This is a genomic window from Caballeronia cordobensis (assembly GCF_001544575.2).
GTDB lineage: Bacteria > Pseudomonadota > Gammaproteobacteria > Burkholderiales > Burkholderiaceae > Caballeronia > Caballeronia cordobensis.
The window spans coordinates 540,704-553,187 of the sequence record NZ_FCNY02000002.1 but is presented as its reverse complement, the minus strand read 5'-3'; the positions used below and the strand labels follow the sequence as shown (position 1 = coordinate 553,187).

The following is a 12,484-nucleotide window of genomic DNA, read 5'->3' as shown; positions in this document are numbered from 1 at the left end:
GCGCGGCGGCATGATCAGGCGTTTTCCAGCACGATGCCTTCGATGATGTTCGCGACGTCTTCACACTTGTCGGTGATCGTCTCGAGCAACTCGTAGATCGCTTTCAGCTTGATGAGCGTCTTCACGTCGTCTTCCTCGCGGAAGAGCTTCGACATCGCCGAGCGCAGCACGCGGTCCGCATCCGACTCCAGACGGTCGATTTCCTCGCAGATCTTCAGGATCTCGCTCGCGCGCTTCATGTCGGCCAGCAATGCCACGGCCTGCTGCACGCGCGTGACGGTGCCCGTGCAAATATGCGCGAGCTGGCTCGCTTCGGACGTCACCGCCCGCACGTCATACAGCGAAATGGCCGTTGCGACGTCCTCCATCAGATCGAGGATGTCGTCCATCGTGGTGATGAGCTTGTGGATTTCGTCGCGGTCGAGCGGCGTGATGAACGTCTTGTGCAGCAGGTCGATGGTCTCGTGCGTGAGCTTGTCCGCGCGCTTTTCGTTCGCCTGGACCTTCTGCTTGTGAACCTCTGCTTCGTCGAGATTGTCGATCAGCAGCTCGAGCTCGCGGCTGGCGTCGACCATGCACTTCGCGTGCTCGTTGAAGATCTCGAAAAATTTGCCCTCGGTGGGCATGAAACGACCGAACATGAAAATCCCGTTAAATGGGTCAAATGTGAGGCAGACATCAAACTGACATATTGTACCTGCGACCACCATCCGACGCACCGCGCGTTGAACGGGCGCAGGCGCGCGGATGACGCGAACGCTTGACAGTTGATGCGATAAAAGGCTTATTCGCCGCCGTAGAAGTTCTGCGCGCCGGCGAAGTTGTCGAACTTCGTGTACTGACCGTGGAAGGTCAGGCGCACCGGGCCGATGGGGCCGTTACGCTGCTTGCCGATGATGATTTCCGCCGTGCCCTTGTCGGGGCTGTCGGGGTTGTAGACTTCGTCGCGATAGATGAAGAGGATCACGTCCGCGTCCTGCTCGATTGCGCCCGATTCGCGCAAGTCGGACATGATCGGCCGCTTGTTCGGGCGCTGCTCCAGGCCGCGGTTCAACTGCGACAGCGCGATCACGGGCACGTCGAGTTCCTTCGCGAGACTCTTGAGCGAACGCGAGATTTCCGAGATTTCGGTCGCGCGGTTTTCGCCGCCGCCCGAGCCCGACATAAGCTGAAGATAGTCGACGATGATAAGCCCGAGCTTGCCGCATTGCCGCGACAGGCGGCGCGCGCGCGAGCGCAGTTCCATCGGATTCAGGCCGCCGGTTTCGTCGATGAACAGCTGCGCCTCGCTCATTTTCTGCACGGCGTGCGTGAGTTTCGGCCAGTCTTCGTCGGTGAGGCGGCCCGTGCGCATGCGGTGCTGATCGAGCCGGCCGACGGAGCCGAGCATACGCATCGTCAGTTGCGTGCCGGGCATTTCCATCGAGAACACCGCGACGGGCAGACCGTATTCCACCGCCACGTATTCGCCGACGTTCATCGAGAACGCCGTCTTACCCATCGACGGACGGCCCGCCACGATGATCAGCTCGCCGCCGTGCATGCCCGAGGTCATGCGGTCGAGATCGACGAAGCCGGTCGGCGTGCCGGTCACATCGCTCGGATTGGCGGTGTGATAAAGCGTGTCGATGCGCTCGACGACCTGCGTGAGCAGCGGTCCGATTTCGAGGAAGCCTTGCGTGCCGCGCGCGCCGTCTTCCGCGATCGAGAACACGCGCGCTTCGGCTTCGTCGAGAATCTGGCGGACTTCCTTGCCTTGCGGATTGAACGCGTCGGCGGAGATTTCATCCGCGACCGAAACGAGACGCCGCAACACCGCGCGGTCGCGCACGATCTCGGCATAACGGCGAATATTCGCCGCGCTCGGCGTGTTCTGCGCGAGCGCGTTCAGATACGCGAGCCCGCCCACTTCCTCGGCCTTGCCGGCCATCGTGAGCGCTTCGTAGACGGTGATCACGTCGGCCGGGCGCGTCGCCGCGATCAGCTTGCCGATGTGCTCGTAAATGATGCGATGGTCGTAGCGATAGAAATCGCTCTGATGCATGACATCGGCAATACGGTCCCATGCTGCGTTGTCCAGCAGCAGGCCGCCGATCACGGATTGCTCGGCTTCGATCGAATGCGGCGGGACCTTCAGCGCGTCGAGTTGCGGGTCTTTGGACGGAGCGTTCATGGGGTGGAATTATCGATGAAATACAGCGTGCGCTACTACGTTCAGACGAAAAAAAGCGGGAGTCGCATCGACTCCCGCTTTTTGTAATACGACGCGAGGCGCGCGGCCTCGCTTGAAACTTACGCGTGCTCGCCGAGCACCGACACCGTGACGTCGACCAGCACGTCCGTGTGCAGCGCCACTTGAACCGGATGGTCGCCGACCATCTTGAGCGGGCCTTCCGGCAGACGCACTTGCGCCTTTTCCACTTCCGCGAAGCCTTGCTTCTTCAGCGCATCGGCGATGTCCGCGTTCGTGACCGAACCGAACAGACGGCCGTCGACGCCAGCCTTCTGCGAGATCTGAACCGTGAAGCCGCTCAGCTTTTCGCCTTGCGCTTGCGCAGCCGACAGTTTTTCAGCAGCGACCTTTTCGAGTTCGGCGCGGCGAACTTCGAATTCGGCGATTGCGTCTTTCGTTGCGCGGCGTGCCTTCTTGCCGGGGATCAGGAAGTTACGTGCGTAGCCGTCCTTGACCTTGACGATGTCGCCGAGGTTGCCCAGGTTGACGACTTTTTCCAAAAGAATGATTTGCATTTTTGGCTTTCCTTAGTGCGTCGTCTGATTAGGCCTTGTGCAGGTCGGTGTACGGCAGGAGCGCGAGGAAACGCGCGCGCTTGATTGCCGTGTCGAGCTGGCGCTGATAGTGCGCCTTCGTGCCAGTCAGACGAGCCGGCGTGATCTTGCCGTTTTCGCCGATGAAGTCCTTCAGCGTTTCCGTGTCCTTGTAGTCGATCTGCTCGACACCGGCTGCCGTGAAACGGCAGAACTTCTTGCGCTTGAAGAGCGGGTTTTGTTGCTGACGACGCTTGTCGAATTTCTTACCAGTCGGGCGGGGCATGATTAGTCCTTTCCAATGTCCTGCAATTCTGTGATGTGAAACACCAAAGTTCGCGCGTTACGGCTTCGTTTCGCAAGAAAACCCGTGAAGCGTGTTTCGACGCCCATCGGACAGCTTTCCAGCTTGCCGCTCGCTTCGCCGGCCGCGACCGCCTGCAGAGTCAGTTCGATCTTGCGGACGATGCCCGCTTCGACGACTTCCGCGGCGTGTTGCAACGTGCAGCTTGCGATCGGAATGCCGGCGGGCGTGTATCGCACCGGTTCGCGTTCCACGACGCTTGCTGTCAGTTGCAGCCGGTTCACTTAAACCTTGGTGGCTGTGGCGAATGCGTTCGCCTTAAGCCTGCGCTTCGGACGGCTGGCTGGCCGCCTTCTTGGCTTCTTCGCGCTGCACTTCCTTCATCATCGGCGACGGGCCGGTTTCGGCCTTCTTCATCTTGACGATGAGGTGACGCAGCACGGCGTCGTTGAACTTGAATGCGTGCTCCAGCTCTTCGAGCGTGGCCTGATCGCATTCGATGTTCATGCAGACGTAGTGAGCCTTGGCGAGTTTCTCGATCATGTAGGCCAGTTGGCGGCGGCCCCAGTCTTCGATGCGGTGGATCTGGCCACCGTGCGACGTGATCGTGCCCTTGTAGCGCTCGATCATGGCGGGCACTTGCTCGCTCTGATCGGGGTGCACGATAAAGACGATTTCGTAATGACGCATATTCACTCCTTGTGCGAACTTTTGGATAGAAGCCGCCCGGGCGTCGGACCGGTGCGGCAAGTGAGAAGCCGGAGATTATAGCTTTTTGTATGCGCTCGCGCAATTGCCATTTCGAGCGCGTTTTCAAGCAGTTAGCGGCCGTGCGCGGGCTCCCGCGCCGGTTCGCCCGGAAGCGTGAGCGGACGGCTCCAGTAACCGGGTTGCGCGTAGATTTCCTTAAGATAATCAATGAAGTAGCGCACGCGAGCCGGCACGTAGCGCTGCTGCGGATAGACCGCCAGGATGTCGTAGTCGGGCAATTCGAACTCGTCGAGCACCGTTTCCAGCTCGCCCGACTCCAGTTGCCGCTGGATTTCCCATGTCGAGCGCCAGCCGAGCCCGAGTCCTTCCGAGGCCCAGCGGTGCAGCAGCTCGCCGTCGTTGCAATCGAGATTGCCGGAGACGCGCACCGTCACGACTTTACCGTTGCGGCGGAAATACCAGCCGCGGTTCTGCCCGCCTTGCAGATTGAACGCGAGGCAATTGTGACTGGGCAGATCTTCCAGCGTTTTCGGCCGGCCGTGCTTCTTGAAATACGCGGGCGTGCCGCACACGACGCGCCGGTTGCTCGCCAGTTTCACCGCGACGAAGTTCGGATCGACCGCCCCGCCGATGCGTATCGACAGATCGTAGCCCTCGCGCACCAGATCCACGACGCGATCGGTCAGATTGAACGACATCTGCAATTCGGGCTTGTCCGCGAGGAAGACGGGCGCGTGCGGCGCGACATGCATGCGCCCGAACGCCGCCGGCGCCGACACGATCAGATGTCCGCCGACCGCGCGCCGTCCCGCCGCGAGTTCGTTTTCCGCCTGATCCCATTCCGACAGCAGATTCTTGCAGCGATCGAGGAACGCCGCGCCCTCTTCGCTGACGACGAGCCGCCGCGTCGAACGGTACATCAGCTTGACGCCCAGGCGCTTCTCCAGGGCGTCGATGCGCCGTCCGAGGATCACCGGCGACACGCCTTCCTCCAGCGCCGCGGCGGCGAGACTGCCTGCCTCGGCCACGCGCACGAAAGTCTCGATCTGCTTGAAACGGTCCATCTCGCGTCTCCAATCGTCTCCAAACCGCCCCGCAGCGCCATTCGAAACTTTTTGTACGGGATAAAGCGACTCCGACTGATCTTATCAAACCTTTTTCACAAACTTAAAGTGCAATGGAACCCTGCTTCATATGCAGACAGCGATTACGGATAGAGACCCCAGGAAGGAGACAATCATGCCCAAGATGAGAGCCGTCGACGCAGCCGTCCTCGTGCTGGAAAAAGAAGGAATCGATACCGCGTTCGGCGTGCCGGGCGCGGCCATCAACCCGTTCTACTCGGCGATGAAGAAGTCGGGCGGCATCAGCCACGTGCTCGCGCGTCACGTCGAAGGCGCGTCGCACATGGCCGAAGGTTATACCCGCGCGGCGCCGGGCACTATCGGCGTTTGCATCGGCACCTCGGGCCCGGCGGGCACGGACATGATCACCGGCCTCTACTCCGCCCAGGCCGATTCGATCCCCATTCTCGCGATCACCGGCCAGGCGCCGCGCGCGCGTCTGTACAAGGAAGATTTCCAGGCCGTCGATATCGAATCGATCGCCAAGCCCGTCACGAAGTGGGCCGTCACGGTGCGCGAGCCCGCGCTCGTGCCGCGCGTGTTCCAGCAGGCATTTCACCTGATGCGCTCGGGCCGTCCGGGTCCGGTGCTGGTCGATCTGCCGATCGACGTGCAGCTGGCCGAAATCGAATTCGACATCGACACGTACGAGCCGCTGCCGGTCTACAAGCCGAAAGCCACGCGCGCACAGATCGAAAAGGCGCTCTCGATGCTCAACGACGCCGAAAAGCCGTTGATCGTGTCGGGCGGCGGCGTGCTGAACGCCGCGGCGGAAGACCTGCTCGTGCAATTCGCGGAAACGCTCGGCGTGCCCGTGATTCCCACGCTCATGTCCTGGGGCGCGATCCCCGACGATCATCCGCTGATGGCCGGCATGGTCGGCTTGCAGACGTCGCACCGCTACGGCAACGCGACGATGCTCGCCTCCGACTTCGTGCTCGGCATCGGCAATCGCTGGGCGAATCGCCACACCGGCAGCGTCGAGGTTTACACCAAGGGCCGTAAGTTCGTGCACGTGGATATCGAGCCGACGCAGATCGGCCGCGTGTTCGGACCGGACCTCGGCATCGTGTCGGATGCGAAGGCCGCACTCGAACTGTTCGTCGAAGTGGCGAAGGAATGGAAAGCCGCGGGCAAGCTGAAGGATCGCAGCGCGTGGGTTGCCGATTGCCAGCAGCGCAAGCGCACGCTCCAGCGCAAGACGCACTTCGACAACGTGCCGATGAAGCCGCAGCGCGTCTACGAAGAAATGAACCTCGCGTTCGACCGCGACACCTGCTTCGTGACGACGATCGGTCTGTCGCAGATCGCCGGTGCGCAATTCCTGCATGTGTTCAAGGCGCGCAACTGGATCAACTGCGGCCAGGCCGGCCCGCTCGGCTGGACGATTCCCGCCGCGCTCGGCGTGCGTGCGGCCGATCCGCAACGCAAGATCGTCGCGCTGTCGGGCGACTACGACTTCCAGTTCATGATCGAAGAACTGGCTGTGGGCGCGCAGTTCAAGCTGCCGTACGTGCATGTGGTCGTGAACAACTCGTATCTGGGCCTCATCCGTCAGGCGCAGCGCGGCTTCGACATGGACTACTGCGTGCAGCTCGCGTTCGACAACATCAACGCGCCTGAACTCGAAGGCTATGGCGTCGATCACGTCGCGGTGGCCGAAGGTCTCGGCTGCAAGGCGCTGCGCGTGCACAAGCCGGAAGACATCGCGCCGGCGCTCAAGCAGGCGCAGGCGCTCGCGGCGGAGCATCAGGTTCCGGTCGTCGTCGAGATGATTCTCGAGCGCGTGACGAACATCGCGATGGGCACCGAGATCGACGCCATCAACGAATTCGAAGAGCTCGCCGAAACGAAGGCCGATGCGCCGACCGCCGTCACGCCGCTCGACTGAACGAAGCGCCCTTCACTGACCGACCAACAGGAAAGAACAATGCCGAAATTTGCCGCGAATTTGACCATGCTTTTCAACGAAGTCCCGTTCCTCGACCGCTTCGCGGCGGCGGCGAACGCGGGTTTCAAGGCGGTCGAGTTCCTGTTCCCGTACGCGTTCTCGATCGGCGATATTCAGCAGCGCCTGAAAGAGAACGATCTGCGGATCGTGCTGCACAACCTGCCCGCGGGCAACTGGGAAGCGGGCGAACGCGGCATCGCCTGCCTGCCGGACCGCGTCGCGGAATTCCGCGAAGGGGTGCCGCGCGCGATCGAGTACGCGAAGGCGCTGAACGTGCCGCAACTGAATTGCCTCGTCGGCATTCCGACGGCGGGCGTGTCGGCGGAACAGGCACGCACGACGATCATCGAGAACCTGAGATTCGCAGCCGAAGCACTGAAAAAAGAAGGTATCAGGCTGCTCGTCGAGCCGTGCAACGCGTATGACATTCCGGGCTTCGCGCTGAACCGCTCGAAGGAAGGCCTGGACGTGATCCGCGCGGTCGGCTCGGACAATCTGTTCCTGCAGTACGACATCTATCACATGCAGCGCATGGAAGGCGAGCTCGCCGCGACGATCAGGAAGAACCTGCCGCAGATCGCGCATATCCAGCTCGCCGACAACCCCGGCCGCAACGAACCGGGCACCGGCGAGATCAACTACGCGTTCCTGTTCGCGCTGCTCGACGAGATCGGCTATCAAGGCTGGATCGGCTGCGAGTACAAGCCGCTCAACGGGACGGAAGCGGGCCTCGGCTGGCTGCAGAGCATCGGTGGCGTGAAGACCGCCGCCACCGCGTAAAAAACGTTAAGGAGGAGCACAAAGTATGGCAACGATCGGTTTCATCGGCCTCGGCATCATGGGCGCGCACATGGCGCGCAATCTCATCAAGGGCGGTCATTCGCTCGTCGTGAACGGCAAGTATCCGGTGCCGGACGATATCCGCGCGCAGACGAAAGTCGTGGAAGATTCGAGCGCGGTGGCACAGGCGAGCGAGATCGTCATTACGATGGTGCCGGACACGCCCGATGTCGCCAATGTGCTGTTCGCCGATGACGGCGTCGCGAAGGGCCTGTCGAAGGGCAAGCTCGTCATCGACATGAGCTCGATCGCGCCGCTCGAAACGCAGGAATTCGCGAAGAAGATCAACGCGCTCGGCTGCGATTATCTCGACGCGCCGGTGTCCGGCGGCGAAGTCGGCGCACGCGAAGCGACGCTCACGATCATGGTCGGCGGACCGGAAAAGTCGTTCGCGGTGGCCAAGCCGCTCTTTGATCTGATGGGCAAGAACATCTCGCTCATCGGCGACAACGGCGCGGGCCAGACCTGCAAGGTCGCAAACCAGATCATCGTCGCGCTGAACATCGAGGCCGTCGCCGAGGCGCTGCTGTTCGCCGCGCGCTCGGGCGCCGATCCGGAACGCGTGCGTAAAGCGCTGATGGGCGGCTTCGCATCGTCGCGCATCCTCGAAGTGCACGGCGAGCGCATGACCAAGCGCACGTTCAATCCGGGCTTCCGTATCGAACTGCATCAGAAGGACCTGAACCTCGCGCTCGATGGCGCGCGCAAGATGGGTCTCGCCCTGCCCCACACCGCGAGCGCGCAACAGTTGTTCAGCGTGTGCGCGGCGAACGGCGGCAAAGCATGGGATCACTCGGCGCTCGTGCGCGCGCTCGAGATCATGTCGAACTTCCAGGTGGCCGACGAGCCGGCGCAAGCCAAGGCCGCGTAACGCGTCACCTGAACCGTGGGGCGTCCCGCGTATGGGCACGCGGGACAACTGCCGCTCTGGGCTGAGGGCGGCACAGTGGGGTCCGAGAAGCGGCACCCGGCGGTGCGCCGGGTAAGCCTTGGTCGGTCAGACGGTTTGTCGTCGGGTGTCCGCGTCGGATTGTTGCTAGTTGTGTCCTACCGTTGACGCATGTGCGGTGCTACAAATCCTTTTGTTGAAACTCAGAACTATCTGGTGGTCATCGCGACTAATCTGCCTAGACTTCGCGAGCCCTCAATCACCATTTAATTAAGGAGTTGAACAATGGGTATCCTCAGCTTTATCAAGGAAGCAGGCGAAAAACTCTTCGGCGCAGCCACGCCGAGCGCGCAGGCCGCTCCCGCAGCGGCGCCTGTCGATGTCGCCGCGCTCAACCAGAAAGCGGGCGAAGCCATCGCGACGTATATCCGCTCGCAAGGTCTCGACGCGGACAATCTGCAAGTCAAGTACGACGGCGCGTCGCATACCGTGACCGTGTCGGGTCAGGCAGCGGATCAGGCCACGAAGGAAAAGATTCTGGTCGCCGCAGGCAACGTGCAGCACGTCGACAAGGTCGACGATCAGCTGACCGTGCCGAATGCCGAGCCCGAGTCGCAGTACTACACCGTCGTGTCGGGCGACAATCTCTGGAAGATTGCGGAAAAGTATTACGGCAACGGTTCGAAGAACGATCTGATCTTCGAAGCGAACAAGCCGATGCTGAAGAGCCCGGACAAGATCTACCCGGGTCAGGTGCTGCGCATTCCCGCCGCCTGATACCGCCGCAAGCATGAAGCAAAAAACGCGAACCTCCGTTCGCGTTTTTTGTTTTCAGTACGCTCAGTACGTATCGAAGATGCGCTGCAGGTCTTTCGCGCCCGCGGCCAGCGCCAGCATCAGCAGCACGCGCGCCTTGTACGGATTGAGCGTGCCCGCGCTGACGGTGCCGAGCGCATCGTCGCTGGCCGCGCCGTTGCGCATCACATGCCCCGAGCCCACGCGCGACGCGCGCACCACCGCGACGCCCTGCTTCACCGCATCGGCGATCGCCTGCGTGAGCGTCGCGTGCATCGAGCCATTGCCCGTGCCCGCCACGACGATGCCTTGCGCGCCCGCCGCGACGAGCGCATCGACCGTCACGCGCGAGGCATCCGCATGGCTCGTGACGACTTCCACCATCGGCCACCGATCGGCCACCGCAAATTCGCTCGCGGCGGTATGCGGCCGCAGCACCATGCGCTGAAATTCCACGCGCCCGTCCTGCACGAAGCCGAGCGCGCCGGTTTCGGGCGACCGGAACGCATCGACCGCGTAGGTGCTCGTCTTGACGACATCGCGCGCGCTGTGAATCTGGTTGTTGAACGCGACGAGCACGCCCTTGCCCGCCGCGTCCTTCGACGCCGCGACCGTCACCGCATTGAGCAGATTCAGCGGGCCGTCGGCGGACAGCGCGGTCGACGGGCGCATCGCCGCCGTCAGCACGACGGGCTTCGCGCTCTTCACCGTGAGATGCAGCAGGTAAGCGGTTTCTTCGAGCGTATCGGTGCCGTGCGTGACGACGACGCCATCGATATCGTCCTGCGCGAGCAATGCATCGATGCGGCGCGAGAGCGCGGTCCACAGCGCGGCGCTCATGTCCTTGCTGTCGATGCTCGCGATTTGCTCCGCGTGAATGCGCGCGACGGCCGACAACGCGGGCACGGCATCGAGCAATTTGTCGACGCCGACGACGCCCGCCTTGTAGCCCGCCGTCTTCGATGCATCGCCCGCTTGTCCGGCGATGGTGCCGCCCGTTGCGAGCACGGCGATGCGAGGTAGAGAAGAAGTGTTCATGCCGGCGATTGTAAATCAGCCGGCGCGCGACTCACGGTTCGATCAAGCCGCTTCGCGAAGCTGCGCGGCGATCTGCGCTTCGTCGAGTTGCGGCGCGAACATTTCGATCAGCCGGTACGCGTACGCGCGCAGGAACGCGCCCTTTCTCAGGCCGACGCGCGTCGTGCTGGCTTCGAACAGATGCTGCGTATCGAGCGCGACCAGTTCGGTGTCGCGCTTCGCGTCGTACGCCATCGCCGCGACGATGCCGATGCCCATGCCCAGCTCGACATACGTCTTGATGACGTCGGCGTCGATCGCGGTCAGCACGATGTCGGGAATCGCGCCCGCGCTCGCGAACGCCTGATCGACGTGCGAGCGGCCGGTAAAGTCGGTGTCATACGTGACGATCGGATATTCGGCGATTTGTTCCAGTGTGATGTTTTCGCGCCCGACGAGCGGATGATCCTTCGGCACCACGACCGTGTGATGCCACGAATAGCACGGAAACGTGACGATGTCCGGATAACGGTCGAGCGCTTCGGTCGAAATGCCGATGTCCGCCTCGCCGTTGATGATCATCTGCGCGATCTGCTGCGGGCTGCCCTGGCGCAGCGCGAGATGCACTTTCGGGAAGACTTCGGTGAACCGGCGGATAACCTTCGGCAGCGCATAGCGCGCCTGCGTGTGCGTCGTCGCGACCACGAGATGGCCGTTGTCCTGATCCGCGAACTGGCGCGCCACGCGCCGCAGATTTTCGGCGTCGAGCAGCATGCGCTCGATCAGTTGATGCACCTCTTTGCCCGGCTCCGTGAGACCGGTGAGCCGCTTGCCCCGGCGGATGAAGATATCGACGCCGAGTTCGTCCTCGAGATCCTTGATCTGCTTCGACACGCCCGACTGCGACGTATAAAGCACGTTGGCGACCTCGGTCAGATTCATGTTCTGACGCACGGCTTCGCGCACGAAGCGCAATTGCTGGAAGTTCATTTCAGCCTCTCTATTTTTATGGTGTCTTCATTGCGCGGGAAACACGCGCAAGGCGCGCGGCACGGCGGTGACGCCATCGCCGATATCGAGCCTGAGCGCGCGCCATGCCTCGCGATCCAGTTCCGCCTCGATCACGCCGCCGCTGCCTTCGAGCTCGACGCGCACCGAGCCGCCGAGCGTCACGACGCGCCGCACGCCGACCGTGATGCCGTCGCGGTGCGCGCCATCGGCGGGATACAGCGCGAGGTCGTGCGGGCGCACGTAGGCGAGCGCGCGGCCGCTGAAATGCGCATTCGCGGCGATCGGACTTGCGGCGCCATCGGCGATGAAGCCGTTCGCATCGACATTGCCCTGCAGCCGGTTCGCCGCGCCGAGAAATTCGTAGACGAACGACGTCTGCGGATGATCGTACACGTCTTGCGGACTGCCCACCTGCTCCACACGCCCGTGATTCATCACGACGATGCGGTCCGCCACTTCGAGCGCCTCTTCCTGGTCGTGCGTGACGAAAAGCGTCGAGATATGCAGATCGTCGTGCAGACGGCGCAGCCAGCTACGCAATTCCTTGCGCACTTTGGCGTCGAGCGCGCCGAAGGGTTCGTCGAGCAGGAGCACTTTCGGCTCGACGGCGAGCGCGCGCGCGAGCGCGATACGCTGACGCTGCCCGCCCGAAAGCTCCGACGGAAAGCGCTCCGATAGCCAGTCGAGCTGCACGAGTTTCAGAAGCTCGTGCACCTTCTCGCGAATCACGGATTCCGCGGGACGCTCGCGGCGCGGCTTCACGCGCAGGCCGAACGCGACGTTCTCGAACACGGTCATATGGCGAAACAGCGCGTAATGCTGAAACACGAAGCCCACTTGCCGCTCGCGCGCGCCGACTTCCGCGACGTCCTCGCCGTGCAGCACGACCTGTCCCGCATCGGCGAATTCGAGGCCCGCGATCACGCGCAGGAGCGTGGTCTTGCCGCAGCCCGACGGCCCGAGCAGCGCGACCAGCTCGCCCGCCGGAAAGTCGAGCGAGACGTTGTCGAGCGCGGTGAAATCGCCGAAGCGTTTTTGCAGATTGCGAACGATGATGCTCATGATGGTGTCGGCCT

At 62.6% G+C, this 12,484-nt stretch carries 14 protein-coding genes; 4 read left to right on the top strand and 10 right to left on the bottom strand.

Translation table 11 applies throughout. The annotated features are described in order from the left end of the window. Nucleotides 1–14: 14 nt before the first annotated feature. The 7 genes from AWB70_RS06265 to AWB70_RS06235 all read right to left on the bottom strand — a co-directional run bounded on the left by AWB70_RS06265 (nucleotide 15) and on the right by AWB70_RS06235 (nucleotide 4,845). Nucleotides 15–641, bottom strand: coding sequence for a DUF47 domain-containing protein (locus AWB70_RS06265; protein ID WP_014191236.1), 627 nt, complete (start codon nucleotides 639–641; stop codon nucleotides 15–17). 143 nt (nucleotides 642–784) lie between these two features. Then, the gene (locus AWB70_RS06260; RefSeq protein WP_014191235.1) at nucleotides 785–2,173 is read right to left on the bottom strand and encodes a replicative DNA helicase; all 1,389 of its coding nucleotides are present in this window, start codon (nucleotides 2,171–2,173) and stop codon (nucleotides 785–787) included. A 119-nt stretch (nucleotides 2,174–2,292) separates the two neighbouring features. After that, nucleotides 2,293–2,748, bottom strand: a complete 456-nt coding sequence (rplI, locus tag AWB70_RS06255) for a 50S ribosomal protein L9 (RefSeq protein ID WP_014191234.1) — start codon at nucleotides 2,746–2,748, stop codon at nucleotides 2,293–2,295. Nucleotides 2,749–2,776: 28 nt separating this feature from the next. Then, nucleotides 2,777–3,052 (bottom strand): 30S ribosomal protein S18, encoded by a 276-nt coding sequence (rpsR, locus tag AWB70_RS06250; protein ID WP_014191233.1) that lies wholly within the window; start codon nucleotides 3,050–3,052, stop codon nucleotides 2,777–2,779. Between the two features lie 2 nt (nucleotides 3,053–3,054). Further along, nucleotides 3,055–3,354: a primosomal replication protein N gene (gene priB / locus AWB70_RS06245; protein WP_014191232.1), complete on the bottom strand. Its 300-nt coding sequence runs from the start codon at nucleotides 3,352–3,354 to the stop codon at nucleotides 3,055–3,057. A gap of 34 nt (nucleotides 3,355–3,388) precedes the next feature. Beyond that, a complete protein-coding gene (gene rpsF / locus AWB70_RS06240) occupies nucleotides 3,389–3,760 on the bottom strand; it encodes a 30S ribosomal protein S6 (RefSeq protein ID WP_014191231.1) in 372 nt (123 codons plus the stop codon). 131 nt (nucleotides 3,761–3,891) lie between these two features. After that, the gene (locus AWB70_RS06235; RefSeq protein ID WP_045450462.1) at nucleotides 3,892–4,845 is read right to left on the bottom strand and encodes a LysR family transcriptional regulator; all 954 of its coding nucleotides are present in this window, start codon (nucleotides 4,843–4,845) and stop codon (nucleotides 3,892–3,894) included. Between the two features lie 175 nt (nucleotides 4,846–5,020). Here AWB70_RS06235 and gcl point away from each other — a divergent pair, with 175 nt between their 5' ends. The 4 genes from gcl (at nucleotide 5,021) to lysM (ending at nucleotide 9,362) form a co-directional block, all read left to right on the top strand. After that, a complete protein-coding gene (gene gcl, locus AWB70_RS06230) occupies nucleotides 5,021–6,796 on the top strand; it encodes a glyoxylate carboligase (protein ID WP_053568042.1) in 1,776 nt (591 codons plus the stop codon). Between the two features lie 39 nt (nucleotides 6,797–6,835). Beyond that, the gene (hyi, locus tag AWB70_RS06225; protein ID WP_014191228.1) at nucleotides 6,836–7,636 is read left to right on the top strand and encodes a hydroxypyruvate isomerase; all 801 of its coding nucleotides are present in this window, start codon (nucleotides 6,836–6,838) and stop codon (nucleotides 7,634–7,636) included. 25 nt (nucleotides 7,637–7,661) lie between these two features. Further along, nucleotides 7,662–8,567, top strand: a complete 906-nt coding sequence (locus tag AWB70_RS06220) for a 2-hydroxy-3-oxopropionate reductase (protein WP_053568041.1) — start codon at nucleotides 7,662–7,664, stop codon at nucleotides 8,565–8,567. Nucleotides 8,568–8,870: 303 nt separating this feature from the next. Then, nucleotides 8,871–9,362, top strand: coding sequence for a peptidoglycan-binding protein LysM (gene lysM, locus AWB70_RS06215; protein ID WP_014191226.1), 492 nt, complete (start codon nucleotides 8,871–8,873; stop codon nucleotides 9,360–9,362). Nucleotides 9,363–9,425: 63 nt separating this feature from the next. On the opposite strand, the gene AWB70_RS06210 is transcribed toward lysM, so the two are convergent. The 3 genes from AWB70_RS06210 to AWB70_RS06200 are packed head-to-tail and all read right to left on the bottom strand — an operon-like array spanning nucleotide 9,426 to nucleotide 12,470. Continuing rightward, nucleotides 9,426–10,418, bottom strand: coding sequence for an asparaginase (locus tag AWB70_RS06210; RefSeq protein ID WP_075644213.1), 993 nt, complete (start codon nucleotides 10,416–10,418; stop codon nucleotides 9,426–9,428). Nucleotides 10,419–10,460: 42 nt separating this feature from the next. Beyond that, a complete protein-coding gene (locus AWB70_RS06205; RefSeq protein WP_014191224.1) occupies nucleotides 10,461–11,387 on the bottom strand; it encodes a CysB family HTH-type transcriptional regulator in 927 nt (308 codons plus the stop codon). Between the two features lie 27 nt (nucleotides 11,388–11,414). Continuing rightward, nucleotides 11,415–12,470 (bottom strand): sulfate/molybdate ABC transporter ATP-binding protein, encoded by a 1,056-nt coding sequence (locus AWB70_RS06200; RefSeq protein ID WP_053568039.1) that lies wholly within the window; start codon nucleotides 12,468–12,470, stop codon nucleotides 11,415–11,417. Between the last annotated feature and the right edge of the window lie 14 nt (nucleotides 12,471–12,484).